Source organism: Stenotrophomonas sp. STEN147 (genome assembly GCF_056757995.1).
On record NZ_JBRRCG010000019.1, the window covers coordinates 23,623 to 50,595 of the forward strand.

The 26,973-nt window shown below is 66.9% G+C and carries 30 protein-coding genes and 2 tRNA genes; 14 read left to right on the forward strand and 18 right to left on the reverse strand.

The features are described from left to right. The first annotated feature begins 1 nt into the window (after position 1). Positions 2-2,164, forward strand: coding sequence for an ATP-binding protein (locus tag ACVOKU_RS15995; protein ID WP_481560366.1), 2,163 nt, complete (start codon positions 2-4; stop codon positions 2,162-2,164). A 1-nt stretch (position 2,165) separates the two neighbouring features. Here the strand turns inward: ACVOKU_RS15995 and bfr are convergent, their stop codons facing one another. The 3 genes from bfr to ACVOKU_RS16010 all read right to left on the reverse strand — a co-directional run bounded on the left by bfr (position 2,166) and on the right by ACVOKU_RS16010 (position 3,715). After that, positions 2,166-2,636, reverse strand: coding sequence for a bacterioferritin (gene bfr, locus ACVOKU_RS16000; RefSeq protein ID WP_005414691.1), 471 nt, complete (start codon positions 2,634-2,636; stop codon positions 2,166-2,168). A 143-nt stretch (positions 2,637-2,779) separates the two neighbouring features. Continuing rightward, positions 2,780-2,989, reverse strand: a complete 210-nt coding sequence (locus ACVOKU_RS16005) for a (2Fe-2S)-binding protein (RefSeq protein WP_032951724.1) — start codon at positions 2,987-2,989, stop codon at positions 2,780-2,782. Between the two features lie 108 nt (positions 2,990-3,097). Then, positions 3,098-3,715 carry an RNA pyrophosphohydrolase gene (locus ACVOKU_RS16010; protein WP_481560367.1) on the reverse strand — a complete coding sequence of 206 codons (618 nt, stop codon included), beginning with the start codon at positions 3,713-3,715 and terminating at the stop codon, positions 3,098-3,100. Positions 3,716-3,836: 121 nt separating this feature from the next. On the opposite strand from ACVOKU_RS16010, the gene ACVOKU_RS16015 reads away from it, so the two are divergent. Continuing rightward, positions 3,837-3,913, forward strand: a tRNA-Met gene (locus tag ACVOKU_RS16015). Positions 3,914-3,965: 52 nt separating this feature from the next. Next, positions 3,966-4,040 (forward strand) — tRNA-Gln (locus ACVOKU_RS16020). A gap of 276 nt (positions 4,041-4,316) precedes the next feature. Here the strand turns inward: ACVOKU_RS16020 and rpsI are convergent. Next, positions 4,317-4,709, reverse strand: a complete 393-nt coding sequence (rpsI, locus tag ACVOKU_RS16025) for a 30S ribosomal protein S9 (protein WP_053515585.1) — start codon at positions 4,707-4,709, stop codon at positions 4,317-4,319. 2 nt (positions 4,710-4,711) lie between these two features. Continuing rightward, the gene (rplM, locus tag ACVOKU_RS16030; RefSeq protein ID WP_005414692.1) at positions 4,712-5,140 is read right to left on the reverse strand and encodes a 50S ribosomal protein L13; all 429 of its coding nucleotides are present in this window, start codon (positions 5,138-5,140) and stop codon (positions 4,712-4,714) included. 188 nt (positions 5,141-5,328) lie between these two features. On the opposite strand from rplM, the gene coq7 reads away from it, so the two are divergent. After that, complete coding sequence (gene coq7 / locus ACVOKU_RS16035) at positions 5,329-5,973, forward strand: 2-polyprenyl-3-methyl-6-methoxy-1,4-benzoquinone monooxygenase (protein ID WP_053515583.1); 645 nt, start codon at positions 5,329-5,331, stop codon at positions 5,971-5,973. A 61-nt stretch (positions 5,974-6,034) separates the two neighbouring features. Here coq7 and ACVOKU_RS16040 read toward each other — a convergent pair whose 3' ends face one another. After that, complete coding sequence (locus ACVOKU_RS16040) at positions 6,035-6,355, reverse strand: DMT family transporter (RefSeq protein ID WP_005411314.1); 321 nt, start codon at positions 6,353-6,355, stop codon at positions 6,035-6,037. 167 nt (positions 6,356-6,522) lie between these two features. Beyond that, complete coding sequence (speD, locus tag ACVOKU_RS16045) at positions 6,523-7,317, reverse strand: adenosylmethionine decarboxylase (protein WP_019661504.1); 795 nt, start codon at positions 7,315-7,317, stop codon at positions 6,523-6,525. A 149-nt stretch (positions 7,318-7,466) separates the two neighbouring features. Between speD and crp the strand changes: the two genes are divergently transcribed. Beyond that, a complete protein-coding gene (gene crp, locus ACVOKU_RS16050) occupies positions 7,467-8,156 on the forward strand; it encodes a cAMP-activated global transcriptional regulator CRP (protein WP_010482649.1) in 690 nt (229 codons plus the stop codon). 62 nt (positions 8,157-8,218) lie between these two features. Continuing rightward, positions 8,219-8,980 (forward strand): sulfite exporter TauE/SafE family protein, encoded by a 762-nt coding sequence (locus tag ACVOKU_RS16055; RefSeq protein WP_481560368.1) that lies wholly within the window; start codon positions 8,219-8,221, stop codon positions 8,978-8,980. Between the two features lie 154 nt (positions 8,981-9,134). Here the strand turns inward: ACVOKU_RS16055 and ACVOKU_RS16060 are convergent, their stop codons facing one another. The 9 genes from ACVOKU_RS16060 to ACVOKU_RS16100 all read right to left on the reverse strand — a co-directional run bounded on the left by ACVOKU_RS16060 (position 9,135) and on the right by ACVOKU_RS16100 (position 17,248). Then, positions 9,135-9,851 carry a haloacid dehalogenase-like hydrolase gene (locus ACVOKU_RS16060; protein WP_053515578.1) on the reverse strand — a complete coding sequence of 239 codons (717 nt, stop codon included), beginning with the start codon at positions 9,849-9,851 and terminating at the stop codon, positions 9,135-9,137. Further along, entirely contained in the window at positions 9,848-10,642 is a 795-nt protein-coding gene (trpC, locus tag ACVOKU_RS16065; RefSeq protein WP_065174378.1) for an indole-3-glycerol phosphate synthase TrpC, read from the reverse strand. The genes ACVOKU_RS16060 and trpC overlap by 4 nt, the downstream gene beginning before the upstream one ends. A 74-nt stretch (positions 10,643-10,716) precedes the next feature. Next, positions 10,717-11,748, reverse strand: coding sequence for an anthranilate phosphoribosyltransferase (gene trpD, locus ACVOKU_RS16070; RefSeq protein ID WP_481560369.1), 1,032 nt, complete (start codon positions 11,746-11,748; stop codon positions 10,717-10,719). 18 nt (positions 11,749-11,766) lie between these two features. After that, complete coding sequence (locus ACVOKU_RS16075; protein ID WP_074900025.1) at positions 11,767-12,354, reverse strand: anthranilate synthase component II; 588 nt, start codon at positions 12,352-12,354, stop codon at positions 11,767-11,769. Between the two features lie 108 nt (positions 12,355-12,462). Next, positions 12,463-13,938 (reverse strand): anthranilate synthase component I, encoded by a 1,476-nt coding sequence (gene trpE, locus ACVOKU_RS16080; protein ID WP_065174375.1) that lies wholly within the window; start codon positions 13,936-13,938, stop codon positions 12,463-12,465. Between the two features lie 175 nt (positions 13,939-14,113). Next, positions 14,114-15,043, reverse strand: coding sequence for a lipid kinase YegS (gene yegS, locus ACVOKU_RS16085; protein ID WP_481560370.1), 930 nt, complete (start codon positions 15,041-15,043; stop codon positions 14,114-14,116). 670 nt (positions 15,044-15,713) lie between these two features. Beyond that, on the reverse strand, positions 15,714-16,199 hold the full coding sequence (locus tag ACVOKU_RS16090; RefSeq protein WP_481560383.1) for an N-acetyltransferase family protein: 486 nt from the start codon (positions 16,197-16,199) through the stop codon (positions 15,714-15,716). Between the two features lie 12 nt (positions 16,200-16,211). Then, a complete protein-coding gene (rpe, locus tag ACVOKU_RS16095; protein WP_065174373.1) occupies positions 16,212-16,889 on the reverse strand; it encodes a ribulose-phosphate 3-epimerase in 678 nt (225 codons plus the stop codon). Positions 16,890-16,918: 29 nt separating this feature from the next. Continuing rightward, complete coding sequence (locus ACVOKU_RS16100) at positions 16,919-17,248, reverse strand: J domain-containing protein (RefSeq protein ID WP_005411327.1); 330 nt, start codon at positions 17,246-17,248, stop codon at positions 16,919-16,921. Positions 17,249-17,389: 141 nt separating this feature from the next. Here ACVOKU_RS16100 and ACVOKU_RS16105 point away from each other — a divergent pair, with 141 nt between their 5' ends. The 8 genes from ACVOKU_RS16105 to ACVOKU_RS16140 all read left to right on the forward strand — a co-directional run bounded on the left by ACVOKU_RS16105 (position 17,390) and on the right by ACVOKU_RS16140 (position 25,159). Then, positions 17,390-18,316 carry a phosphoribosylaminoimidazolesuccinocarboxamide synthase gene (locus ACVOKU_RS16105; RefSeq protein ID WP_053515559.1) on the forward strand — a complete coding sequence of 309 codons (927 nt, stop codon included), beginning with the start codon at positions 17,390-17,392 and terminating at the stop codon, positions 18,314-18,316. Positions 18,317-18,433: 117 nt separating this feature from the next. Further along, entirely contained in the window at positions 18,434-18,919 is a 486-nt protein-coding gene (locus tag ACVOKU_RS16110; protein WP_481560371.1) for an Mpo1 family 2-hydroxy fatty acid dioxygenase, read from the forward strand. Positions 18,920-19,251: 332 nt separating this feature from the next. Next, the gene (locus ACVOKU_RS16115; RefSeq protein WP_065174372.1) at positions 19,252-22,080 is read left to right on the forward strand and encodes a monovalent cation/H+ antiporter subunit A; all 2,829 of its coding nucleotides are present in this window, start codon (positions 19,252-19,254) and stop codon (positions 22,078-22,080) included. Beyond that, positions 22,080-22,457: a Na+/H+ antiporter subunit C gene (locus ACVOKU_RS16120; protein ID WP_053515553.1), complete on the forward strand. Its 378-nt coding sequence runs from the start codon at positions 22,080-22,082 to the stop codon at positions 22,455-22,457. Before ACVOKU_RS16115 ends, ACVOKU_RS16120 begins: the two co-directional genes overlap by 1 nt. Beyond that, entirely contained in the window at positions 22,454-23,989 is a 1,536-nt protein-coding gene (locus tag ACVOKU_RS16125) for a monovalent cation/H+ antiporter subunit D (RefSeq protein WP_128988919.1), read from the forward strand. Before ACVOKU_RS16120 ends, ACVOKU_RS16125 begins: the two co-directional genes overlap by 4 nt. Then, positions 23,986-24,492 carry a Na+/H+ antiporter subunit E gene (locus ACVOKU_RS16130; RefSeq protein WP_481560372.1) on the forward strand — a complete coding sequence of 169 codons (507 nt, stop codon included), beginning with the start codon at positions 23,986-23,988 and terminating at the stop codon, positions 24,490-24,492. Before ACVOKU_RS16125 ends, ACVOKU_RS16130 begins: the two co-directional genes overlap by 4 nt. After that, a complete protein-coding gene (locus ACVOKU_RS16135) occupies positions 24,489-24,773 on the forward strand; it encodes a K+/H+ antiporter subunit F (protein ID WP_053515548.1) in 285 nt (94 codons plus the stop codon). Before ACVOKU_RS16130 ends, ACVOKU_RS16135 begins: the two co-directional genes overlap by 4 nt. Then, a complete protein-coding gene (locus ACVOKU_RS16140; RefSeq protein WP_074900035.1) occupies positions 24,770-25,159 on the forward strand; it encodes a Na+/H+ antiporter subunit G in 390 nt (129 codons plus the stop codon). Before ACVOKU_RS16135 ends, ACVOKU_RS16140 begins: the two co-directional genes overlap by 4 nt. Positions 25,160-25,223: 64 nt before the next feature. On the opposite strand, the gene ACVOKU_RS16145 is transcribed toward ACVOKU_RS16140, so the two are convergent. Further along, positions 25,224-26,189 carry a sodium:calcium antiporter gene (locus tag ACVOKU_RS16145; protein WP_481560373.1) on the reverse strand — a complete coding sequence of 322 codons (966 nt, stop codon included), beginning with the start codon at positions 26,187-26,189 and terminating at the stop codon, positions 25,224-25,226. 73 nt (positions 26,190-26,262) lie between these two features. Beyond that, positions 26,263-26,919 (reverse strand): hypothetical protein, encoded by a 657-nt coding sequence (locus ACVOKU_RS16150; protein ID WP_279941867.1) that lies wholly within the window; start codon positions 26,917-26,919, stop codon positions 26,263-26,265. Between the last annotated feature and the right edge of the window lie 54 nt (positions 26,920-26,973).

A 26,973-nucleotide genomic window follows, 5' to 3' on the forward strand; every position in this document is an offset into this window, starting at 1 on the left:
CATGCCGCTGTGGGCGGTGCTGCTGGTGGCCCTGGCCGTGGCGGCCATCGCGCTGCTGCTGGCGGGGCTGCGCCTGCGCACGCGCAGCCAGGCGCTGGTCGCACTGCAGCGGGATCGTGCCGCGCTGGCCAGCGAGCGCGACCAGCTGCGCCGCACCACCGAGCGCCAGGGCCAGCTCGAACAGCAGTTGCTGCAGGCCAAGCAGGCGGCCGAGGCGGCGGTGCTGGCCAAGGGCGAGTTCCTGGCCACGATGAGCCACGAGATCCGCACGCCGCTCAACGGCATCCTGCCGATGCTGGAGCTGATCGCGCGTGGCCCGCTGGGCGAGGACCAGCGGCAGATGCTGGCCACCGCATCGGCCAGCTCGCAGCAGCTGCTGCGCATCGTCGACGACATCCTCGATTACTCGCGGTTGGAAGCACAGGCACTGGAGCTGGAGATCACCAGCTTCAATCTGCGCGAGCTGCTCGACGCCGTGGTGCAGCTGATGCAGCGCGCGGCCGACGCCAAGGGACTGGCACTGGTGCTGCAACTGGATCCGACGGTCCGCCTTCCCGTGCGCGGCGATCCGGTGCGCCTGCGGCAGGTGCTGAGCAACCTTCTGGCCAATGCCATAAAGTTCACGGCACGCGGCCAGGTGCAGCTGCGCGTGCAACGGCTGGGCGAAGGTCCGGCCCAGCACCAGTTGCGCTTCGAAGTGATCGACACCGGCATCGGCATCGACGAGGCCCAGCAGGCACGCCTGTTCCAGTCCTTCAGCCAGGCCGATGCGTCGACCACCCGCATCTATGGTGGCACCGGCCTGGGCCTGGCCATCTGCAAACGCATCATCGACCTGATGCACGGCCACATCGGCGTCCAGTCGACACCCGGCCAGGGCGCCCGCTTCTGGTTCGAGATTCCGCTGCTGAAGGTTCCCGGCGACCTGCCGGCGATGGCACGCGCACCGGCCACCCTGCTGCTGTTCAGTGCCGACAGCCACCTGCAGGCGCGCATCGAACGCATTGCCGCCCATCACGAGCTGCAGGTGCAGGTCATCGACGGGATGGACGCGCTGGCCGAGCGGCTGCGAGCCATGCCCCGCCCCGGGCACGCTGCGCCGGCCTGGCTGCTGGCCGATGCGCCTGCGCGCCGCAGCGGCGGAACCCGTCTGCGGCAGGCGCTGGCTGCGCGCGGTGAGGACGACACGCTGCAGGTGCTGTGGCTGCAGGACGAGCCGCTGCCCGCGCAGGCGCGCCATCGCCAGTTGCCGGTCGCCTTCGAGGATGCCGCCCTGCACGCCCTGCTTGCCACGCCCACCGCCAGCGCGCGCCCGTCCGCCTGGCTGGCTGCCGCCGAAGAGGGCCAGGCACCGGCTGCCCTGCCAGCGCTCGGTCTACGCGTGCTGCTGGTGGAGGACAACACGGTCAACCGCATGGTGGCCGAACACCTGCTGCGGGTATTCCAGTGCGAGGTCCGCAACGCCGCCGATGGCGAGCAGGCACTGGTCGCGCTGCGCGAAGGCGGTGTGGACGTGGTGCTGATGGACTGCCAGATGCCGGTGCTGGACGGTTACGCCGCGACGCGCCAGTGGCGCGAGGAAGAGATCGCAGCCGGAGGCCGGCGCCTGCCGATCATCGCCATGACCGCCAATGCCATGGCCGGTGATCGCGAACGCTGCCTGCGAGCAGGCATGGACGATTACCTGTCCAAACCGATCGCGCGCGACACGCTGCACGCGCTGCTGCTGCGCTGGGGCCCAAAAGCCCTCCCCACGCCGGCAGTTCCGGCGGCGGCAGCGAAGGCCGGTCCAGAACCTGTCGCCCACCCGGTTCTGGACCGGAACGTGCTGGACGAGCTGCAGGCGGTCATCGGTGATGCCGCCACGCAGATCGTATCGGTGTACCTGGAAGACGCACCGGCGATGGTGCAGGCGCTGCAGCAGGCGGCGCAGGACCACGATGGCCAGCGCCTGCAGGCAGTCGCGCACAGCCTGAAGTCCTCCAGCGCGAATGTCGGCGCGATGTCGCTGTCGGCGGTCGCACAGCGGATCGAGCACGAGGCCCGCGCCGGCAGTCTGCAGCGCCCCGCCGTTGCGGTTGCGCTGCTGGTGGCCGAATTCGCCCGGGCACGGGTGGCGCTGGGCGGGTACCTGGCACAGCATCGCGCCGGCCAGGCGGGCTGACTCACTCTTCGAGCTTGCTCAGCAGGTACTTCGGTTCGCCAATGCGCTCGATCAGGTCCAGCTGCGTTTCCAGCCAGTCGATATGCTCTTCCTCCGAATCGAGGATCTTCACGAACAGCTGGCGGCTCACATAGTCGCCGACCGAATCGGCATAGGCCACCGCCTCGCGCAGGGTGACCACGCCATCACGCTCGAGCGAGAGGTCACACTGCAGGATCTCGGTCGGGTTCTCGCCGATGCGCAGCTTGCCCAGCGCCTGGAAGTTCGGCAGTCCTTCAAGGAACAGGATGCGGTCGGCGAGCATGTCGGCATGCTTCATCTCGTCGATCGATTCCTTGTACTCATGCTCGGCGAGTTCCTTGATGCCCCAGTTCTTCAGCATCTTGGCGTGCAGGAAATACTGGTTGATCGCGGTCAGCTCGTTGTAGAGGACCTTGTTGAGGAATTCGATGACCTTGGTGTCGCCCTTCATGGGGATACTCCTGCACGCTGAAAACGCAGGCACTTTACCGCCTTGCGTGCGGTCGTGAAGGAACGCGAATCGTGCGCATTGGCCTGAGCGGCCGCACGTGAAGGATGCGAAGGCGCGGTATCAACGCACCGCGGAACAGGCAGTCAGGCGACCTGGGCCAGGCCGAGTACCGGCAGCGGCAGATCGTGGGTGGCACGCGCCTTGGCCAGCAGCTCGCCGGCCATGTCAAGGCAGGACCCGCAGGTCGCGCCGCATCCGGTGCGCATGGTCAGCTCGGCCACCGACGTCACGCCATGGCTGGCGGCTTCGCGGATCTGGTGGTCGGTGACTCCGTTGCAGATGCAGACGTACACAGGCGGGAACCGGGCTGACAGGCCAGAAGCGGCCTGGTCGCTATTCCAATGGAAACGAGAATGGTTGTCAATCAGAGACCTGAACCATTCTCGATACCGTTCAGGCGGTCAGCTCGTCGGTCCGTCCTGCGCCTTTTTCGGCCAGTAGCCCCTGCTGCGCGGCCGCTTGCGCGGACGGTCGTGGCCCGCGGTGTTGCCGGGCATCCACGCTTCCGCTGCGCTCTTCGGCATGGCGGTGACGCCCTGCCCCGCCACCCCGCGCGCCAGCGGCGCCAGGTGCCGCAGCGCGCGCGCGTAGACGCCGCGCTTGAACATCACCACGTGCTCCACCGGGTACCAGAAATCCACCCAGCGCCAGTGATCGAACTCCGGCGAATCGGTATGGTCCAGGCACACATGGGATTCGTCACCGGTCAGGCGCAGCAGAAACCAGACCTGCTTCTGGCCGATGCAGACCTGCCGTTCATTGCGGCGGACAGCCCGCGCCGGCAGCTTGTAGCGCAGCCAGCCGGGCGTTGCCCCCAGCACTTCCACGTGCTCAGGCAGCAGGCCGGTCTCTTCCTGCAGTTCGCGATACATGGCCTCGACGGGCGTCTCGTCGGTGTTCATCCCACCCTGCGGGAACTGCCAGCCATCCCGGCGCACGCGTCGTGCCCAGAACACCTGCCCGTCCTGCCGCATCAGCACGATGCCGACGTTCGGTCGATAGCCGTCCGGATCGATCACGATGCGGACTCCTAAAAAAATCTACTGGTCAGGACTATCCCACGCCGCCTGTCAGGCGACAAGCGCGGCACAAATGTGTTGACAGTCCCACGGCGTATCAGCAGAATAGCGGGCTCACCAAGGCTATGTAGCTCAGCCGGTTAGAGCACAGCACTCATAATGCTGGGGTCGGTGGTTCGAGTCCACCCATAGCCACCATGCTGAAGTTGTTTTTCAGCGTGAAAAGTGAGAAAATAGTTACACGATACATTGCCCCGTCGCCAAGCGGTAAGGCACCTGACTCTGACTCAGGCATTCGGTGGTTCGAATCCATCCGGGGCAGCCAAATTAAACGCAGAAGGCCAGATCGAAAGATCTGGCCTTCTGCGTTTAATTTGGTCGCGCATTCCACCTTATCCCCGCGCCTGTCGGCGCACCCCCTTGAACATCAAGGGGGCTCCCCTCCAGAGAGAACCCCGGGGTCGGATCCTTCTCGCAGGCAAAGGCCCTGACCCCACCCTCTCCAATGCACAACCCCGAAACGACAAAAGCCCGGCCAAAGCCGGGCTTTTGCTTTTTCCAACCCGCGGGCTCCCGGAGGAGCCCAGCCAGGCGCAGTGGATCAGCGCTTGGAGAACTGGGTGGCGCGACGGGCCTTGTGCAGACCGACCTTCTTACGCTCGACTTCACGGGCGTCACGGGTCATGAAGCCAGCCTTGCGCAGCTCGGACTTCAGGGTTTCGTCGTACTCGACCAGCGCACGGGCGATGCCCAGACGGATCGCACCAGCCTGGCCGGTGGTGCCGCCGCCGGTGGCGGTGACCAGGATGTCGAAGCTTTCGGTGTTCTTGGTCAGCTCGAGCGGCTGGCGCACGATCATGCGCGCGGTCTCACGACCGAAGAACTCGTCCAGCGGACGGCCATTGACGGTGATGTTGCCCGAACCCTTGCGCAGGAACACGCGAGCGGTGGAGGACTTGCGGCGGCCAGTGCCGTAGTTTTGAGTGATAGCCATGATTAGATATCCAGAACCTGCGGCTGCTGTGCGGCGTGCGGATGCTCAGTGCCGGCGTAGACCTTGAGCTTGCGGTACATCTGGCGACCCAGCGGGCCCTTCGGCAGCATGCCCTTCACGGCGATCTCGATCACGCGCTCCGGGTGGCGCTCCAGCGCCTGGGCCAGGGACTCGGTCTTCAGGTTGCCGATGTAACCGGTGAAACGGTGATACATCTTGTCCTGCAGCTTCTTGCCGGTGACGGCAATCTTTTCTGCATTGATGACGACCAGGTAGTCGCCGGTATCAACGTGCGGGGTGTAGACCGGCTTGTGCTTGCCACGCAGACGGCGGGCCAGCTCGGTGGCGAGACGGCCCAGGGTCTTGCCCTCGGCGTCGACGAGGTACCAGTCGCGCTGGACGGTCTCGTTCTTGGCAGTGAAAGTGCTCATGAAGAACTCTAGGTTAGGTCGGGCTCATTGCGGCGAAGGACTCGCCGGAACTCTGCCACGCGTTGTGAAAGGTGAAGCGCAAGAGGCGGGATTGTACGCAGGTCCAAGCCCCGGCGCAAGCCGCCCCTGTCCCGGGTTGGCAGGGGCGCGGGCGAGAATCGGCGGGTCTCCCGCCCCACCGTATCGCCATGACCGTGCTCCGCCAGACCACCCCGCTGGACCACCTGCTGACCGAAGCCCAGCGCGCCCTGGACACGGTGTTCGGCAACCCGCCGGCCAGCCGCCCCTATCCGGCGGTGGACACCGACGAGCCGGGCATGGACGCCCGCCAGCGCCGCCATGCGGCCGGGCTGATGCGGATCAACCACGTCGGCGAGGTCTGCGCGCAAGGCCTGTATTTCGGCCAGGCCGCCGTGGCCCGCGATCCAGCCACCCGCGAGCATCTGCTGGAGGCGGCGCAGGAGGAAACCGACCACCTGGCGTGGTGTGCCACCCGCCTGGCCGAACTGGACAGCCGGCCGAGCCTGTTCAACCCGCTCTGGTACGCCGGCAGTTACACCATCGGCACCCTGGCCGGGCTGCGCGGTGATGGCTGGAACCTGGGGTTTGTCGTCGAGACCGAACGCCAGGTCGAAGCCCACCTGGATGAGCATCTGGTCGATCTTCCGGCCGCCGACCTGCGCAGCCGCGCGGTCATCGAAGTGATGAAGCAGGACGAGGCCCGGCATGCGGACCATGCCGAGCAGGCCGGCGCCCGCCGCCTGCCCTTCCCCATTCCGGGGGCGATGGCGCTGGCCTCGAAGGTGATGAAGACCATCGCGTACCGCCTCTGAACGGTCGCCGGGCATGGCCCAGCGCTGCCGGCAATGCGGACTCGGACGCCTCAGCGCCGGCTCAGTTCGGCGACACCAGCTTCAGGCCGATCACACCGGCGACGATCAGGCCCACGCAGGCCAGGCGGGCCGGTGAAGCACTGTCGTTGAACAGGTAGATGCCCAGCACTGCCACGCCCATGGCCCCGATGCCGGTCCAGATGGCATAGGCCGTGCCGACCGGAATGCTCTTCATGGCCTGGCTCATCAGGTACAGGCTGATCAGCGCGGAAACGACCGTGGCGGCCGTGGGCAGTGGCTTGCTGAAGCCTTCGGAGTACTTCATTCCAAGCGCGAAGCCGATCTCGAACAGGCCGGCCAGCAGCAGGTAGATCCAGGGCATGGGTGGGGGGTCCTTACCTAGTGGTTGAAAAACGAAACGGCCCGGTGTCTTCACACCGGGCCGTAGGTCGGTACATCGCCGTGGAACTATGAATTGCGCAGCACGCAGGTTCCACGGGGCGGGTCGTCCCGCCTGGGTGACGATGCCTGCCGGCATCGCACAGGGTGTTACTCGGACAGGTTGCGACCGTGGAACAGCTCTTCGATCTCGCGCTTGAGCAGCGCCTCGATCTTCATGCGTTCCTTGAACGACAGGTTCCTGGCCTTTTCCTCGAACAGGTACTGATCCAGGTCGAAGTCCTTCAGGTGCATCTTCGTGTGGAAGATGTTCTCCTGGTAGACGTTGACGTCGAACATCTCGTAACGCGACTTGATGTTCTTGGCCAGGAAGTTCTGGATCGAATTGATCTTGTGATCGATGAAGTGCTTCTTGCCCTTCACATCGCGGGTGAAGCCACGGACGCGGTAGTCCATGATCACGATGTCCGATTCCAGGCTCTCGATCAGGTAGTTCAGGGCCTTCAGCGGCGAAATGACGCCACAGGTGGCCACGTCGATGTCCGCGCGGAACGTCGCGATGCCTTCCTGCGGATGGGTTTCCGGGTAGGTATGGACGGTGATGTGGCTCTTGTCCATGTGCGCGACCACGGCGTCGGAGATCAGCTCCTTGCCCGCCAGCTTCTTGTCGATCACCGGCTCTTCGGAGATCAGGATGGTCACCGAGGCACCCTGCGGATCGTAGTCCTGGCGGGCCACGTTCAGGATGTTGGCGCCGATGATCTCGGCGACATCGGTCAAGATTTGAGTCAGCCTGTCGGCGTTGTACTCTTCATCGATGTATTCAATGTAACGCTGACGCTCCTCTTCGGTGCGCGCGTAACACACGTCATAGATGTTGAAGCTCAGCGCCTTGGTGAGGTTGTTGAAACCCTGCAACCTCAGGCGAGGCAACGGCTTGACCACGGCGGTCGATTCCTGTGTAAGAAGAGAAAGGGTGAATTATGGGGCAAACCGCCCCCGGGGGGAACGTGAAGACGCAAGAGTTCTGGCACACTGTTTGCCCTTAACAATTGCGCTGGTTAAGCTCCGCTATCGACCCCGTGAATCCGTTCATGCGCAGAGGGAGCGCCCCTATCGTGTCAACCGTGCGCCTAGCTAGCAGTCCACTGGCCCTGGATATCGCAACAATCGATCGTTTCCTGGCGCACAGCCACAGGCGGCGATATCCCACCCGGACCGACGTCTTCCGACCAGGAGACCCGGCGGGAACCCTGTATTACGTCATCAGCGGCTCGGTTTCGATCATGGCCGAGGAAGATGACGATCGTGAGCTGGTGCTGGGCTACTTCGGTGCCGGCGAGTTCGTCGGCGAGATGGGCCTGTTCGTGGAATCGGACCGCCGCGAAGTGATCCTGCGGACCCGCACCGCCTGCGAGCTGGCCGAGATCAGCTACGAGCGCCTGCATCAGCTGTTCCTTGGCCCGCTGTCGGCCGACGCCCCGCGCCTGCTGTACGCGCTGGGCCAGCAGATCTCCAAGCGTCTGCTCGACACCAGCCGCAAGGCCAGCCGCCTGGCGTTCCTGGACGTTACCGACCGCATCGTGCGCACCCTGCACGATCTGGCCCAGGAACCGGAGGCGATGAGCCACCCGCAGGGCAGCCAGCTGCGCGTTTCGCGGCAGGAACTGGCGCGCCTGGTCGGCTGCTCGCGTGAGATGGCCGGCCGCGTGCTGAAGAAGCTGCAGACCGACGGGCTGCTGCATGCCCGCGGCAAGACCGTGGTGCTTTACGGCACCCGTTGAGCGTTGAGCACCCGGTGGGTGCGGACCTTGGTCCGCACTCCTTCGCGCGCTAGGCTCGGTGCATGGAACTGAGCAGCGAATTCTGGTGGTTCATCCTCATCGGCCTCGGTGCGCAGCTGGTCGATGGCGCGCTGGGCATGGCCTTCGGCCTGGTCTCCTCGTCGGTGATGCTGAGCATGGGATTGCCGCCGGCGCAGGTCAGCGCCAGCATCCACACCGCCGAAGTGTTCACCACCGGCGCCTCCGGTGTGTCGCACCTTGCGGCTGGCAATGTCGATAAACGCCTGTTCGTGCGCCTGGCGCTGCCCGGCGCGATCGGGGGTGCGGTCGGTGCCTATGTACTCGCCCAAGTGCCCGGCGATTTCATCCGCCCGTTGATCTACCTGTATCTGCTGGTGCTTGCCATCGTCATCCTGGCCCGTGCTGCCGGGCGCTGGATGCCCAGCGGCGAGATCCGCCGCGTGCCGGTTCTGGGCTTCTTCGCCGGCCTTCTGGACGCCAGCGGCGGCGGTGGCTGGGGCCCGATCGCCACGTCCACCCTGCTGGCGCGTGGCGGCCAGGCCCGTACCACCATCGGCACGGTCAACGCGGCCGAATTCGTGGTCACCCTGACCATCTCGGCCACCTTCCTGCTGTCGATGGGGGTGCAGCACCTGCAGATCGTCGCCGGGCTGCTGATCGGCGGCATGATGGCCGCGCCAGTGGCCGCGATCCTGGTCAAGCGGGCCAAGGAACGCTGGGTACTGGTCGCGGTTGGCGTGCTGGTACTGGGCATCAGCCTGTTCCAGATCGGCCACGCGGTGACCAGGTACCTGGCGCGCTGACCGCGCTCTGCGCTCGCCGGGCATGGCCCGGCGCTACCGGATGGCCTGCGGGATTCGCCGGGCATGGCCCGGCGCTACCGGGTTGGCCCGCAATGGCACGGCGCCATCGGGCGGCGAGGGGTAGCGCCGGGCCATGCCCGGCGGGCCGGGTGGATCAGGCCTTGTCGCCGCCGCGGTCGACGCAGCCCCAGTTGAGGATGCGGGTGCCCGCCGGCAGTACGCTGCGGAAGAACGCCACCTTGCCCGGCTTCGGGTTGACCACCACCGGCGCCTTCGCCGCCAGCAGCAGCGGCAGATCCGCAGTGCTGTCGGAGTAGGCAATGTCGATGTCGCCATAGCCACGTTCACGCAGCATGCGCATCTTCTCTTCGTTGTGGCAGTGACGGGTCGGCCCCACCCCTCCCAGGCGCGGCCCAACCTCCGTGCCGATGACCGGCACGTCCTGGTGCGCAACGAAGGCCAGGATCGCGCGGGCCAGTTCGGGCGGCGCGCCGGTGGCCACCACCACGCGATCCCCCTTTGCACGGTGCGCGGCGAACACCTCCAGCGCCTGCGGCAGCAGCTTGGCGCGCATCTGCGCCTCGTTCCTGATCACGTAGGCGTCGATCACCCGGTTGAACTCGCGCGCACGATGCAGGCCGAAGCTGCCGATCCACACGTAGATCGAAATGCCGGCACGGCGGGTCGGCAGCATCGCCACCATCGGCCCTGCGATCGGGGTGACCAGCAGCGCCGCGAGCATGCGCAACGGGTTGCGCTTGATCAGTGAGGCGAACAGGTGCGTGCCCGAATCACCGTCGTACAGGGTGTGATCGAAGTCGAAGACCACCAGCGGCGCATCCGCGCGCGGCGTCGGGTAATGCGTTTTCATGCCGCGAAGAATAGCTGACGCAGGCCCTCGCCCGGCTCTTCCACGCGCATGAAGGCCTCGCCGACCAGGAACGCGTGGATGCCGGCATCACGCATCAGCGCCACGTCCTGGGGCCCGAGGATGCCGCTCTCGGTCACCAGCAGGCGGTCGCGCGGCACGGCCAGGCGCATGTCCAGGGTGGTCTGCAGCGAGACCTCGAAGGTGCGCAGGTTGCGGTTGTTGATGCCGATCATCGGCGCCGGCACCTGCAGCGCACGCTCCAGCTCGTCGATGTCGTGCACTTCCACCAGCACGTCCATGCCCAGCGACAGTGCCAGTTCCGACAGCGTGGCCAGCTGGGTATCGTCCAGCGCCGCCACGATCAGCAGGATGCAGTCAGCGCCCAGCACGCGCGCCTCGTACACCTGGTAGGCATCGATCACGAAGTCCTTGCGCAGCACCGGCAGCGTGCAGGCCTCGCGGGCCTGCTGCAGGTAGGCGTCGGCCCCCTGGAAAAAGTCGACATCGGTCAGCACCGACAGGCAGCTGGCGCCGCCGAACTCGTAGCTGACCGCAATGTCGGCCGGACGGAAGTCCGGACGGATCACGCCCTTGGAGGGGCTGGCCTTCTTCACCTCGGCGATCACCGCCGGATCGCCGTTGGCCACGGCGGCCTGCAGCGCGCGCACGAAACCACGCACCGGCGGGGCGCCGGCCAGGGCGGCCTGCAGCTCCTCGAGCGGGCGCTGGGCGCGGCGCTGGGCCACTTCTTCGGCCTTGCGGGCCAGGATCGTCTGCAGGATGTCGCTCATCGTCGTCGGTTCGGTGCGGGGGCGGTGAGGACGGCCATTATCGGCCATCATTCGGATCAGGCTGAACCGCGCGCTCAGGCAGCCAGCGCGCGGGTGGTCTCGATGTACTGCTGCAGGCGCTGGCGGGCGCCGCCATCGGCGATCGCGGCGCGGGCGCGGGCCAGGCCATCGCCGATGTCGTCGGCCACGCCGGCCACGTACAGTGCGGCGCCGGCATTGAGCGCGACGATGTCCAGCGCGGGGCCGGGCGCGTTGTCCAGCACCGCGCGCAGCAGGGCGATGGACTGCTCCGGGCCATCCACGCGCAGGTTGCGACTGGCCGACATGGCGATGCCGAAGTCCTCCGGGTGGATCTCGTACTCGCGCACCCTGCCGTCGCGCAGTTCACCGACCAGGGTGCCGGCCCCCAGCGAGATCTCGTCCATGTTGTCGCGGCCCCAGACCACCATGGCGCGCTCGGTACCCAGTTCGCGCAGCACGCGCGCCTGGATGCCCACCAGATCGGGATGGAACACGCCCATCAGCACCGACGGTGCGCTGGCCGGATTGGTGAGCGGGCCGAGGATGTTGAAGATGGTGCGCACGCCCATCTCGCGGCGCACCGGCGCCACCACCTTCATCGACGGGTGGTGGATCGGCGCGAACATGAAACCGATCCCGGTCCGCTCGATGGCCGCGGCCACCTGCTCCGGCTGCAGCTCGATCACCGCGCCCAGCGCCTCCAGCGCGTCGGCGCTGCCGGACTTGGACGACACGCTGCGGTTGCCATGCTTGGCCACGCGCGCGCCGGCAGCGGCCGCGACGAACATCGCGCAGGTGGAGATGTTGAAGGTATGCGAACCATCGCCCCCCGTGCCGACGATATCGACCAGGTTGGAGGTATCGGCCACCGGCACCGGCCGGGCGAATTCACGCATCACGGTGGCCGCCGCGGCGATTTCGTCCACGGTCTCCTTCTTCACGCGCAGGCCGGTGAGGATGGCCGCCGTCATCATCGGCGAAACATCGCCGCGCATGATCTGCCGCATCAGGTCGACCATCTCGTCGAAGAAGATCTCGCGGTGCTCGATGGTGCGGTGCAGGGCTTCCTGGGGGGAGAAGCTCATCGGGATTGCTCCTTGGACTCAGGCGGCCGGTCGCTGCAGGAAATTGCGCAGCAGGGCATGGCCGTGTTCGGTGAGGATGGATTCGGGGTGGAACTGCACGCCTTCCACCGGGAAGTGGCGATGGCGCAGGCCCATGATCTCTTCGATCGAGCCGTCGTCGTTCTCCGTCCAGGCGGTCACTTCCAGCACATCGGGCAGGCTGTTCTTGTCCACCACCAGCGAGTGGTAACGGGTGGCCTGGTAGCGGTCCGGCAGGCCGGCGAACACGCCCTTGCCTTCATGGCGGATCGGCGAAGTCTTGCCGTGCATGATGTTGCCCGCGCGGATCACCGTGCCGCCGTAGACCTGGCCGATGCCCTGGTGGCCCAGGCACACGCCAAGGATCGGCGTGGTCGGGCCCAGGCGCTGGATCAGTTCCAGCGACACGCCCGCTTCGTTGGGCGTGCACGGGCCGGGCGAGATGACGATGCGTTCGGGCTTCTGCGCGGCGATCTCATCCACGCTCATTGCATCGTTGCGCACCACCTTCACCTCGGCACCCAGCGTCTGCAGGTACTGCACGAGGTTGTAGGTGAAGCTGTCGTAGTTGTCGATCATCCACAACATGGTCAGGTTCCGTCGCTTATCGGGAGTGGGCGTACACGTGGGTGCCGCACAGGGAGAGGGCCAGGTACAGCAGAAGGTGCCGCAGCGCAGGCCACGGCGCAGGGTGCCTTACAGGCCCTTGGCAGCCTGGGCGACGGCGCGGAACAGCGCGCGGCCCTTGTTCATCGTCTCGTCCCATTCCTTGTCCGGGTCCGAGTCGTAGACGATGCCGGCGCCGGCCTGCACGTACAGGCGGCCGTCCTTGATCACCGCGGTGCGGATCGCGATCGCGGTGTCGGCATCGCCGTGCCAACCGATGTAGCCGATGCTGCCGGCGTACACATTGCGCTTGATCGGCTCCAGTTCGCGGATCACTTCCAGCGCGCGGATCTTCGGTGCGCCGCTGACGGTGCCGGCCGGGAAGGTGGCGCGCAGCACGTCGGCATAGCTCAGGCCCGGCTGCAGCTGCCCGGTCACTTCGCTGACGATGTGCATGACGTGGCTGTAGCGTTCAATCACGAACTGCTCGCCCACTTCCACCGTGCCGGCCTTTGATACGCGACCGGCATCGTTGCGGCCGAGATCGATCAGCATCAGGTGCTCGGCACGTTCTTTCGGATCGGCCAGCAACTCGGCTTCCAGTGCCAGGTCCTGCTCGACGGTGGCGCCGCGCGGACGCGTGCCGGCGATCGGGCGTACGGTGACTTCGCCGTCCTGCAGGCGCACCAGGATTTCCGGCGAGGAGCCAACCACCTGCAGGTCGCCGACATCCAGGAAATACATGTACGGCGACGGGTTCAATGCGCGCAGCGCGCGGTACACGTCCACCGGGCGTGCCTTGAACGGCACGCTCAGGCGCTGGCTGAGCACCACCTGGAAGATGTCGCCGGCGCGGATGTATTCCTTGCTGCGCTGGACCGCATCGACGAAGCCATCGCGGGTGAAACCGGAGACGAAATCGGATTCATCCAGCACATCGCTGTTGAGCGGTGCGGGATAGCCGGCACCCGGTGCACGCAGCTTTGCGGTGAGCGCATCCAGGCGCGCCTGCGCCTGCTCGAACGCGCCGTGGACGCGCGGGTCCGCGTGCACGATCAGGTACAGGCGGCCCTTGAGATTGTCGAATACCGCCAGCTCGTTGGAGTGCAGCAGCAGGATGTCCGGCGTGCCCAGTTCATCGCGGCCGGCCGGCGGTGCCAGGCGCGGCTCGATATAGCCGATGCACTCGAAACCGAACCAGCCGACCAGGCCACCGGTGAAGCCCGGCAGGCCCTCCAGCTTCGGCACCGAGTGGGCGCTGCGCAGCGCCTCGACTTCGGCAAACGGGTCGGCCACCTCGCGGGTTTCCACCACCTGGCCGTCTTCGCGCACGGTCAGCGTATGGCCATGGAAGGCATACACGCGGCGCGCCGGCAGGCCGATGATCGAGTAACGACCAAAGCGTTCGCCGCCTTCGACGGATTCAAACAGGTAGGTATTGGGGCCGTCGGCGAGCTTCAGATAGACCGAAAGCGGCGTGTCCAGGTCGGACAGCACTTCGCGGACAACGGGAATGTGGGTGTGGCCTTCAGCGGCCTGCAGCTGAAACTGAGCGTGCGAGTTCAAGACGACTTTCCTTCCGGGACACAGCGTTATGGGGGCGGACGACGGCAACGGGCCACCATCGCCACCAACGGCGTGCGGAAGAAAGGGTATGCGGGGTCGTCAGGCTGGACACCCCTTGACTGTATCGCAGCTTGGACGGGAGTGGAACCCCGCAGCGCCAGGCGTGGCAGCCACCTTACGTGGCCAGCAGCGGGCAATCGGCCGGCAGATGCATACGCACCCGGCCAGCCACGCAGTCGATGCGGAACCGCCGCGCCTGCACGGGCTCACCGTCCAGGTTCAGGGTCAGTGGCTGCGCCGACTCGAGCTGCAGCCAGGGCAGCCGGACGCGGGTGGCCACCCGTTCCAGCGCCGCTTCCTTGCCACCGGTGAGCATCTGCCCCAGCGTCGACGCCACCTCCCCCTCCAGTTCGGGTACGACGGTGACATCCAGCAGGCCGTCATCGATCAGTGCCTGTGGGCACAGCTGCTGGCCACCACCGGCCTGCCGGCCGTTGCCGATCCCCAGCGCGATGAAGCCGCCCTCCCAGGCGAAGTCCGGACCGTGCAGACGCGCGGTGATCGGCTCGATCCGCCCCAGCTTGGCAATGCCGGTGATCACGTAGGCCAGGCCACCGAGCATCTTCTTCAGGCCGGCATCGGTTTCCACGGTGACCTGCGTGCCGAAACCGCCACTGGCCAGGTTGGCGCACCACCAGGGCGTGCCGTCGGCATCCACGCGCAGCAGATCGATGGCAAGTGCCGTGGTCTGCCCGATCAGCGCGAGCGCGGCCTCCGGCTCGGTCGGAAGGTTCGCCGAGGTGGCGAAGTCATTGGCGGTGCCCATCGGGACCAACGCCAGCGAAGGCAGGGCATCGGCGGATTCATCGCGGTGGGCCAGCGTTTCGGCCACCGCACTGAGCGTGCCGTCGCCGCCTGCCGCCACGATCACATCTACCCCGTGATCGATCGCCTCGGCCACGTAACGCTCGGCGTCACCTTCCTCCCAGGTCACCCGTACCTCCAGCTGCACGCCCCGCTCCCGCCACTGGCGCACCGCGTCGCGCAGCTCGTCATTGCCTGCGGACTTGCCGTTGAGGATCAGGCGCCAGCGCGGTGCGGTCATGCGGGGATTCCGGTGTGGGGTGGCACAGGCTAGCAACGCACCGTTTGCCGGCAGTGAATGTCACATGCGTGTCATTCAGCTCCCGGAGAATGGAAGGCCATAGCAGGGACGACGGATGGAGGCAGGATCAGCCTCCGACAGCTTCCAGGGCCGCACTCGCAGGAGTGCGGCCTTCCTGCTTCAGGCCCGGTCAGCCGCTGGGGCATCGGCCATCCACGATCAGACGTGTCAGTGTGAGAGGCGACCCCGACATTTCGGGCTAGCTCTTGTTACTCGTTCTCCGATGAATCGCGCGACACAGGAAAGTGACCAAGCCTGCAATGGCAGCCAGATACCAGACGAGCGATCCCTCGGAGACGATCGGCGACAACACCGCGGATGCCAGCACCACCGACGCGGCGACAAGAAGACAGCAGATGATGTTCATACGCGCTCTTCAGCCTGGACACGTCGTGGTTACTGGACTGACGGGGAATCAGCGGGCCATCGTCAGGATTGCCAGGGCCGGTGTGCCGCTACAGTGGCACCGACGGCCTTTCCAAGGAATCAGGAAAATCCAGCTTGAAAACCAGGAGTTCTCTGCTCTGCGCATCCTGCGCCGTCGGCCCTGCCTACGTAAGGAATCACGACGCGGGATGATGACTTTCTGCTGGCCGGCCAACGATTGGCGCTACCGGCTTCCCGCAAACGCCTTCAGTGCGTCGCCGTCGAGCCGGTATACGGTCCACTCATCCTGTGGTTTCGCGCCCGCTGCGGTGTAGAACTCGATGGCCGGCGTGTTCCAGTCCAGCACCGACCATTCGAAGCGACCGCAGCCTTCGGCGACCGCCTGCCGCGCGATGTATTTCAGCAGCGCCTTGCCAGCGCCCGCGCCCCGCTGCTGCGGGCTGACATACAGGTCTTCCAGGTAGATGCCCTTGCGGCCCAGCCAGGTGGAGTAGTTGTAGAAATACACCGCATAGCCGATGGCCTCGCCATCGGCTTCACAGATCAGCGCGCGGGCAGCTGCGTCGGGACCGAACAGGCTTTCGGCGATGCCGATCTCGTCGGTCTGCACCGAATGCTCGGCCCGCTCATAGACGGCCAGCTCACGGATGAAGCGCAGGATCAGGCCCGCGTCGGCGGCAGTGGCCGGGCGGATGTTCAACACGGCCACCGTGCTCATGCCTCAGCCCCGCGCCGCAGCGACGTTGGCGCGCATCTGCGCGATCACATCCTGGTAGGGGGTCTTGGCATTGAAGATGGCCGAGCCGGCGACGAAGGTGTCGGCGCCCGCAGCCGCGATCTCGCCGATGTTGTCGGCCTTCACGCCACCGTCGATTTCCAGGCGGATGTCCTTGCCGCTGGCATCGATCTTCTGGCGGACCACGCGCAGCTTGTCCAGCGCCGAAGGAATGAAGGCCTGGCCGCCGAATCCCGGGTTGACCGACATCAGCAGCACCAGGTCCAGGTCATCCAGCACCCAGTCGAGGATGTCCACCGGCGTGGCCGGGTTCAGCACGATGCCCGGCTTGCAGCCCAGCGAACGGATCAGCTGGATCGTGCGGTGCACGTGGCGGCTGGCCTCCGGATGGAAGCTGATGTAGGTGGCACCGGCTTCGGCGAAGTCCGGGATGATGCGGTCCACCGGCTCGACCATCAGGTGCACGTCGATCGGCGCGGTCACGCCGTGCTTGCGCAGTGCCTGGCAGACCATCGGGCCGATGGTCAGGTTGGGTACGTAATGGTTGTCCATCACGTCGAAGTGCACCCAGTCCGCGCCGGCGGCCAGGACGTTGTCGACTTCCTCGCCGAGGCGGGCGAAATCGGCGGACAGGATGGAGGGGGCGATGAGGCAGTGGGACATGGCCGGGCCTTGCAACGAGGGGAAAGGGGTCAGCGCTTGCGCAGGGTCTTGATGCGGTCGTAGGCGGCGTTGATGCGCCGCGACTTCTGCTCGGCCTGCTGCTGCAGCTCGGGGGCGGCGCCGCCAAGCTTGTCCGGGTGATACTGCGAGATCAGCTTGCGGTAGGCGCGCTCGACCTCGGCATCGGTGGCTTCGGAGGTCAGACCCAGCTCCCGGTACGGGTTCTCCTTGTTCAGGCGGAACCAGTCCGAATCAAAGGCATGGCCGATCAGCAGGCCGACCACCGCGCCGAACAGCGGATTGGGCCGGAACAGCAGGGCGCCGGCGATGAATCCCAGCAGTTTTCCGTACCAGCGCATGGCGCTCCGGGGTCGACCGACGAAATGGACGCTCATTTTACGTCACAGCGGGCCCGGACGGCTTTACACTAGGCCGCCCGCTGGTCAGCGGGCCCGCCGGGTCCGTTGGGCAGCCGTATCGACAACGCCCCAGGAGTGCCCGTGCCAACCACGCTGTTGCAATCCGATCTCCCCGGCCTGCCCTTGCGCCACCGCGGCAAGGTGCGTGATGTGTTCGATATCCCGCGCGAGCGGCTGCCTGCAGGGACCCCGCCGGGCGACTACCTGCTGATGGTGGCCACCGATCGCCTGTCGGCGTTCGACGTGGTGCTGCCCGACCCGATCCCCGGCAAGGGCGAAATGCTCTGCCAGGTCTCCAATTTCTGGTTCGCCAAGACCGCGCACCTGATGCCCAATCACCTGACCGGCATCGACGTGGCCAGCGTGCTGCCTGAAGGCGTGGACCCGGCGCTGTACGCCCGGCGCGCCGTGGTCACCCGCAAGCTGAAGCCGGTGCCGGTGGAAGCGATCGCCCGCGGCTACCTGATCGGCAGCGGCTGGAAGGACTACCAGCGCACCGGCAAGGTCAGCGGCATCGACCTGCCCGATGGGCTGCGCCAGGCCGAGCAGCTGCCCGAACCGATCTTCACCCCCTCGACCAAGGCCGCGGTGGGCGACCATGACGAGAACATCGATTTCGATGCGATGGTGCGGCAGGTCGGCGCCGAACTGGCCGAGCGCGTGCGCGATGCCACCCTGCGCATCTACAAGTTCGCCGCCGATTACGCCCGCGAGCGCGGCATCATCCTGGCCGACACCAAGTTCGAGTTCGGCACCGATGCCGACGGCCGCCTGTACATCATGGACGAGATGCTGACGCCGGATTCATCGCGTTACTGGCCGGCCGACGAGTACGAAGTGGGCACCAGCCCGCCCAGCTACGACAAGCAGTTCGTGCGCGATTACCTGGAGACGCTGGACTGGGGCAAGACCGCCCCGGGCCCGAACATCCCGGCGGAGATCATCGAGCGCACCCGCGCCAAGTACGCCGAGGCGCTGCAGCGCCTGGCCGGGATCAGCGTCGACTGATCCCCTGCGCCCCCGGTCGCGGCGACCGGGGGCGTCCTGCCCGGCAGCGCCCGTAGTGGCGCTGTGCGAAGGCGCCCGGGAGTATGCTGTCGGCCTCACCGGAGGAAGCGAAGAAGCATGCAGACCACCACCGAGCTCGCGCGTCCGATCGACCGCTATTTCGCCAGCTACTCCGACGATCACCGCAATACGGTCAACCAGCGCATCCACGTGGTCGCGGTACCGGCCATCCTGTGGTCGGCGGTCGCCCTGCTGTGGTGCCTGCCCCCCCTGATCACCTGGTTCCAGTACGGCATCTGGTCGGCGTTCGCGATGTTCAGTGCCTGGTGCTTCTACAACAAGCTGTCGCGTCCGCTGGGCATCGGCATGCTCATCCAGTTCTTCGTGTTCGGCTGCCTGTGCCGCCTGCTGGAGGCCGAGATCGGCCTGCACAACCTGTTCTGGCTGGCGGTGACGGTGTTCGTCGTGGCCTGGATCGCGCAGTTCATCGGGCACAAGTTCGAGGGCCGCAAGCCCAGCTTCCTGACCGACCTGACTTACCTGCTGATCGGCCCGGCCTGGGTGATGGCCAAGCTCTATCGCAGGCTCGACTGGCGTTACTGACACGCCTCCGGGCGAGCGTCAGCCTCGCTTCCTGAACGGGCGGGTTTCCTCACCTGCGGTCCACCGCCGGCCTGCCAGCCTGCACGCTCTGCCCCTCTGCCGGGGCGTCTGTCGCAGCGGCAGCCCCTGTGCGACAGGGCCTGCGGTCGCCGTGCGCGGGCGTAGGGTGCAGCTGGCCGCAGCCCCTGGCCGGCACCGCGGAGGAGATGCTGCACTGCAAAAAAAATGAATCAGCGAACGTTACAGGCAATTGATCGCCGTTCGATGGCTTTCGGCGACATTTCGCAGCCTGTTATCCTCACTGACCTGCTCGTGAATCATGGATTCCCTGCATGCTCCCCAGCCTGCCTCTGCTGCTGGCCCTGCCGTTCCTGATGGCAGCGGCTGTTGCGGCCTTCCCCCGTAGTTCGCGCTCGACTGCTGCCTGGCTGGCGGCGCTGGCGCCGTTGGGCGGCTTGGCCATTCTCGGCTGGCTCACCCCGGCGGTGCTCGACGGCCAGATCGTCCGCACCCTGCTGCCCTGGCTGCCGCAGATCGGCCTGGACTTCCATCTGCGGCTGGACGGCCTGGCCTGGATGTTTGCCGGTCTGGTGCTGGGCATCGGCGCACTGGTGGTGCTGTACGCGCGCTATTACCTCAGTGCGCAGGACAACGCCCACCGCTTCTACTGCTACCTGCTGCTGTTCATGGGCGCCATGCTCGGCATGGTGCTGTCGGGCAACCTGCTGTTGCTGATGATCTTCTGGGAAATGACCAGCATCAGCTCGTTCCTGCTGATCGGCTTCTGGTCGCATCGCCAGGATGCGCGCGAGGGCGCACGCATGGCGCTGGTGATCACCGGCGGCGGCGGGCTGGCCCTGCTCGGTGGCGTGCTGCTGATCGGGCGCATCGTCGGCAGCTTCGACCTGGATGTGGTGCTGGCGGCCGGTGAACAGATCCGCGCCAGCGCGCTGTATCCCTATGCCCTGTTCCTGGTGCTGGCCGGCATCTTCACCAAGAGCGCGCAGTTCCCGTTCCATTTCTGGTTGCCGCATGCGATGGCGGCGCCGACACCGGTCTCGGCCTACCTGCACTCGGCCACCATGGTCAAGGCAGGCGTGTTCCTGCTGGCGCGCCTGCATCCGGCACTGGCCGGCAGCGACCTGTTCTTCTATACGGTGAGCGGCATCGGCGCGCTGACCCTGCTGATCGGCGCCTGGAACGCGATCTTCCAGCACGACCTGAAAGGGCTGCTGGCGTATTCGACGATCTCCCATCTGGGCCTGATCACCCTGCTGTTCGGCCTGTCCACGCCGATGGCGGTGGTCGCCGGCGTGTTCCACATCCTCAACCACGCCACCTTCAAGGCCTCGCTGTTCATGGCCGCCGGCATCATCGACCATGAGACCGGCACCCGCGACATGCGCAAGCTGGGCGGGCTGCGGAAACTGATGCCCTTCACCAGCGCACTGGCGATCATCGCCTCGCTGGCCATGGCCGGCATTCCGCTGCTCAACGGCTTCCTGTCCAAGGAAATGCTGTTCGCCGAGGCGATCAGCGCCGGCGGCACCGAGACCATGCGCATGGCGGTGTCGATCGCGGCGTTGCTGGCCGGCGTGTTCGGCGTGGCCTACAGCCTGCGCTTCGTGCACGACACCTTCTTCGGCCCCGGCCCGCACGGGCTGGACCGCGTTCCCCATGAACCGCCGCGCTGGATGAAGGTACCGGTGGAACTGCTGGTGGTGGTCTGCGTGGCAGTCGGCATCGCGCCCGCGCTGACGGTGGCGCCGGTCCTGCATGCCGCTGCCGCCTCCATCCTCGGCAGCGCCATGCCCGAGTACAGCCTGTCGGTATGGCATGGCTTCAACCTGCCGCTGGCGATGAGCGCGATCGGCGTGGTGGGCGGTATCGCCCTGTACTTCGGCCTGCGCAAGCTGATCAACCTGCATGCCGTGACCAATACCACCACCGGCCGCAACGTGTTCCATGCGCAGCTGGATGCGGTTTCCGCACTGGCCATGCGCCTGACCAACGGCATTGCCAACGGCAGCCTGCAGCGGATGCTGCTGGGCCTGGTGCTGGTCGCGATCGTGGTGGCCGCCGCGCCGTTCGTGGCGAACCCGGCGTCCCCGAACTGGACCGCGCCGCAGCCGATTCCACTGCTGGGCTGGGCGTTGTGGCTGGTGATGATGGGCTGCGCGATCGCCACCCTGCGCGTGTACAAGCAGCGCCTGCTGGCGGTGCTGCTGGTGGGCGGCGTCGGCCTGATGGTGGCGCTGACCTTCGTGTTCCTGTCGGCACCGGATCTGGCACTGACCCAGCTGCTGGTGGAGATGGTGACCCTGGTCCTGATGCTGCTGGGGATGAACTATCTGCCCGCGCAGTCCGGACCGGAGCGGCCGCGCTGGCGCAAGCGCCGCGACGCGCTGATCGCGGTCATCGCCGGTTCCGGTCTTGGCGCGCTGGCCTATACCGCGATGACCCTGCCGCCGAACACCATGGCCGGTGAGCTGGTGGCGCGTGCCCTGCCCGAAGCGTATGGCCAGAACGTGGTCAACGTGATCCTGGTCGACTTCCGCGGCTTTGATACCTTCGGCGAGATCACCGTGTTCGGCATCGCCGCGCTGGTGGTGCACGCGCTGCTGCGCCGCACGCGGATGGCCCCGGAGCAGATCATGCCCGGGCCGCCGATCAAGCTGCCGGTACCGGCCGACCTGGCGCAGATCATGTTCCCGCTGACGCTGACGGTCTCCATCTTCCTGTTCCTGCGCGGTCACAACGCCCCGGGCGGCGGGTTCATCGCCGGCCTGGTACTGGCGGTGCCGCTGCTGATCCAGTACGTGATCCAGGGTACGGCATCGGTGGAGTCGCGCTTCGGCTTCGACTACATCCGATGCATCGGCACCGGCCTGCTGATCGCCCTGCTCAGCGGCAGTGCTTCGATGCTGTTCGGCGTGCCGTTCCTGACCAGCGGGCACCTCGACCTGCACCTGCCGCTGATCGGCGACGTGCCGCTGGCCAGCGCGATCGGCTTCGACATCGGCGTGTACCTGGTGGTGTTCGGTGGCGCCATGCTGATGCTGTCGATGATGGGCACGGTCAAGCCCTCTCGAACCCGCACCGCCCGCAAGGGCGAGATCGATCTGCAACGCCGTTCGGCCCGCACCGGGGAGATGCACTGATGGAACTGGCCCTGGCCACCGCAATCGGCGTGCTGACCGCCATCGGCGTGTACCTGCTGCTGCGGGCGCGCAGCTTCGACGTGATCCTTGGCATGACCTTCCTGTCCTACGCCACCAACCTGCTGATCTTTGCCGGTGGCCGCCTGGTGCAGGGCAAGGCACCGGTGCTGCAGGAAGGCGTGGAGAGCCATCTGGGCAACTACACCGACCCGTTGCCACAGGCGCTGGTACTGACGGCCATCGTGATCGCCTTCGCGATGACCGCAGTGAGCATCGTGCTGGCCATGCGCAGCCGCAGCGACAACCACAGCGACCACGTGGACGCGCACGAGCCCGATGACGATGCGCCGCCGCGCCAGGGCGAGGACCGCGCATGAACCATCTGGTGATCCTGCCGATCCTGGTCCCCCTGCTCGGCGCCGCACTGTCGCTGTTCGTCGAGCATCGCCGCTATGGTCCGAAGGTACAGCGGACCGTGGCCTGGACGGCACTGGCGGCCCTGGCCGTGGTGGTCGGGCTGCTGTTCGCCGATACGGCGGGCGGTGACATCCGCGTCTACCTGCTGGGTGACTGGCCCTCGCGCCTGGGCATCGCGCTGGTGGCCGACCGGCTGTCGGCGTGGATGCTGCTGACCACCCTGCTGCTGGCCATCCCCTGCCTGCTGCACGCCTGCTCGGGCTGGGACCGGCGCGCGCCACACTTCCATGCGCTGTTCCAGTTCCAGCTGGTCGGCCTCAACGGTGCGTTCCTCACCGGCGACATCTTCAACCTGTTCGTATTCTTCGAGGTGATGCTGATCGCTTCCTACGGCCTGCTGCTGAGCGGCGGCCGTGGCCTGCGCATGCGCATCGGCCTGCACTACGTGGTGTTCAATGTCACCGCCTCGACGCTGTTCCTGATCGCACTGGGCCTGCTGTACGCCTCGCTCGGCTCGTTGAACATGGCGGAGCTGTCGCAGCGCATCGCCGAGGTTCCGCCGGCCCAGCTGACCCTGGTGAAGGCCACGATGGGCCTGCTGCTGCTGGTGTTCTGCGCAAAGGCCGCGCTGATGCCGTTGTACCTTTGGCTGCCCGAATCGTACGCGCGCGCACCTGCTGCGGTCGCTGCGCTGTTTGCGATCATGACCAAGGTCGGCCTGTACGCCGTGCTGCGCGTGCAGATGCTGTGGTTCGGCGAGGACGCCGGCGCGATGGCCGGATACGGACGCGACTGGCTGCTGTGGGCCGGCGTGGCCACGCTGGTACTGGGCGGCCTGGGCGCGCTGGCCGCCGCGCGCCTGCGCGTGCTGATCTCCTACCTGGTGATCGTCTCGGCCGCGACCCTGTTCATTGCCTTCGCGGTGGGCACGCCGAAGGTACTCTCCGCCGGTCTGTACTATCTGCCACACAGCAGTTTCGTCGCGGCCGCGCTGTTCCTGGTGGCCGACCTGATCCGGCGCCGGCGCGGCGGTGCCAGCGACCGCAAGGAAGTGATCGCACCGATGCCGGGCAAGGAAACGCCGGCGGTACTGTTCCTGATCGGCGCCGTATCGGTTGCCGGACTTCCGCCGCTGTCGGGCTTCCTGGCCAAGGCCGCGCTGCTGGCCGGGATGCCGGCGCAGTACACCGGCGCGGTATGGACGGCCGTGCTGGTCAGCAGCCTGCTGGTCATCATGGGCCTGACCCGAGGGGGCATCCGCCTGTTCTGGCGCGTGCCGCTGCCCGAGCCGGACGCGCCGCCGCCCCGCAAGGCCAAGCTGCGCAGGGTCGAGCTGTTCGCGGCCTGCATCCTGCTGGCCTACGGCATCGGCATGACCCTGGCCGCCGCCCCGCTGATGCGCCATACCGACGCCACCGCCGCCCAGCTGCTGCAGCCGGGCGAGTACGTGCAGCAGTTGCGCGCGACCACACCGGAGATCCGCCAGCCATGACCGCGCAACGCCCCCTGTTCCGCCGCCTGGTACCGTCGCCCGCACTGAGCGTGATGGTGGTGGCGTTCTGGCTGCTGATGTCCGACAGCTTCAACCTTGGCCAGATCCTGCTGGGCCTTGTGCTGGGCGTGGTCGTGCCGCTGTTCGCCGCGCGCCTGGATCGCGAGTTCGCCCGCATCGGTACGTTGCGCCCGGTACCGAAGCTGCTGTGCGTCACCCTGTGGGACATCCTGATGTCCAACATCCGGGTGGCCCTGCAGGTGCTCGGCCCGGAGAAGAACATCCATCCGGGCTTCATCTGGCTGCCGCTGGACATCGCCAACATCCACGGCATCGCCGCGCTGACCAGCATGATCACCCTGACCCCGGGTACGGTGTCGGCGGCACTCAGCGACGACCGCAGGTTCCTGCTGGTGCACGTGCTGCACCTGGAGGATCCACAGGCGCTGATCGACACGATCAAGCAACGATACGAAGCCCCGTTGATGGAGATCTTCCCATGACCGGTTTTGAAGTCATCCAGACCACCCTGGTGGTATGCATGCACGTGGTCGGACTGGCCATGCTGCTGGCGACCTGGCGCCTGCTGCGCGGCCCGAGCGTGCCCGACCGCATCCTCGCCCTAGACACCCTTTCAGTGACTGCCATCGCCGAACTGATGCTGTTCGGCATGTACCTCAACTCGCCGATCTACTTCGAGGCCGCACTGGTGATCGCCATGCTCGGCTTCGGCAGCACCGTGGTGCTGAGCAAGTTCGTGCTGCGCCGGGACATCGTCGAATGATCACCGCGATCCAGATCGGCCTGTCGGTCCTGCTGCTGTTCGGCTGCTTCTTCATCCTGGTCGGTGCGCTGGGCCTGGTGAAGCTGTCGACCTTCTTCAAGCGGCTGCATGCGCCGACCAAGGCCAGCACGCTGGGCGTGGGCTGCGTGCTGGTGTGTTCGGTCTGCTACCACATCTTCCTCGGCCAGGATCCGCAGCCGCGCGAGCTGCTGATCACCGTCTTCCTGTTCATCACCGCGCCGATCAGCGCGCACATGATGGCCAAGGCCGCGTTGTCGCTGCTGATGGAAACCCGTCCTACCCTGCCCGGCAACGAACGGGCTGCCGAAGAGCAGCTGCCGCCGCCGGAGCCGGTGCGGAAAGAAGAGCAGAGCCCGACACGCTGATCACCCGACTCCCCGCATCCACCCAGGGCGGGGATCTGCTGCAGAGCCGGGCATGGGCTCGGCACTACAGTGCCGGTGCGCCCACCAGCAGCAGTTCCAGCACGAACCAGCCGACGAACGCCACCAGCAGGATCACGCCTTCGCCACGGCTGATCTTCAGGTCGCCACGCAGCATCGGATACAGCACCAGGGCAAAGGCCAGCAGCGCGGGCAGTTCCAGGCGCACGAACGATGCCGGCAAGGCCAGCGGCTGCAGCGCCGCCATCGCGCCGATCACCAGCAGCAGATTGACCGCGCTGGAGCCGAGCACGTGGCCCAGCACCATATCGCCATGGCCACGCCGCGCGGCGGCGATGGCGGTGGCCACCTCCGGCAAGGCAGTGCCGATCGCAAGCGGCAGCAGGCCGACCAGCAGCGGCGTCCATCCAAGTGCGACGCCGAAGTCGGCCGCCGCGCCAACGACCAGCCGCGCCCCCCAGTAGAGGGCCACCACGGCCACCAGCACACGCAGCACATTCAACGGCAGGCTGGTGCGGCTCAGCGCCGATCGTGCGATGGCCGCCTGCACATCGGCGGTCTCACTGCGGCCACGGCGCATCAGCACGGCCTGCATGACGACGAAGCCAGCCAGCAGCACGACACCTTCCCAGCGCGCGAGGCGGCCATCCAGCCCGAACAGGATCAACAGAACGCCGGCCCCCAGCAGCGACCACCAGAGCACGGTCTGCAGGCGCGCGCGCAGCAGCAGCGGGGCCGCGATCGCCGCGACCGCCAGGGTCAGGCCCAGGTTGGCGATGCTGCTGCCCACCGCGTTGCCCAGCGCCAGTTCCGGCTGGCCCACGGCCAGCGCGCGGGCGTTGACCACCAGCTCCGGCATCGAGGTCGCCACGCCGAGAAGCAGCAGACCCGCGGTGAACGGGCGGGCACCGAAGCGCTGGGCCAGGCCGGAAACGGCCTTGACGATGGAGTCTCCGCCGAGCCCCAGCAGCAGCAGGCCAAGCAGAAACCAGGCGATGGCAATGGCGATCATCGAGCACTCCCCCAGCGGTCGTCGCGCGATTCTACGCTTGGCCCGGCCGCGAGGCTGGGCGGTGCATCAAGGATCAGCCACAACCTTCGGTGTAATCGACCTGCGGGGTCTGGCCGACCCGCCACGCGCTGACCCGGCCGTCGGGCCCCAGGGTGAAATCGATCACCGCCGCACCTTCCTGCGCCGGACGCACGCGCAGGTGCTGGGCCTTGTCGTCGTACTTGTCGGGACCGACATCGGCACGCTCGGGGTACAGCACCTGCAACTCGCCCAGGGTCATGCCGACCCTGCCGCCGCCCGGCGCGGTGATGGCGGCGCTGCGCACGTCATAGCGGACCAGCTTGCGGCCTTCGATCATCAGGCGTGGGTCATCGGCCTGCTGCGGACGCAGGAAATAGCAGTCCTCGTTGCCGTCGTCGGCCGGCAATGGCCTGCCTGCCGCATCGCTGCCCAGTCCCTGCAGCGGCGCGCCGAAGCCGCTGCGCACCTCGGCGATGCCCGCACCCAGCGCCACCCCGCCGAAACCGTCCAGGCGCGCGGGGCTGTCGGCGCGGGCATCGTTGGCCGGCCGTGACGCCAGGTCCGGATCGGCCGATTGCGCCGGGCCGGTGGCACTGGCGGTCTCGGCCGGCGAGTCGCTGCCGCTGCCGGCCGCTCCCTGTTTGTCCGAACCACCGCCACAGGCGGTCAGGGACAGCAGCATCAGGCCAGCCAATGGCAGCAGCTTCATCGGTGTCGCTCCAGGAGGGATGGGCGGACGCTACCGCAGGCCGCGTGCAGGCGC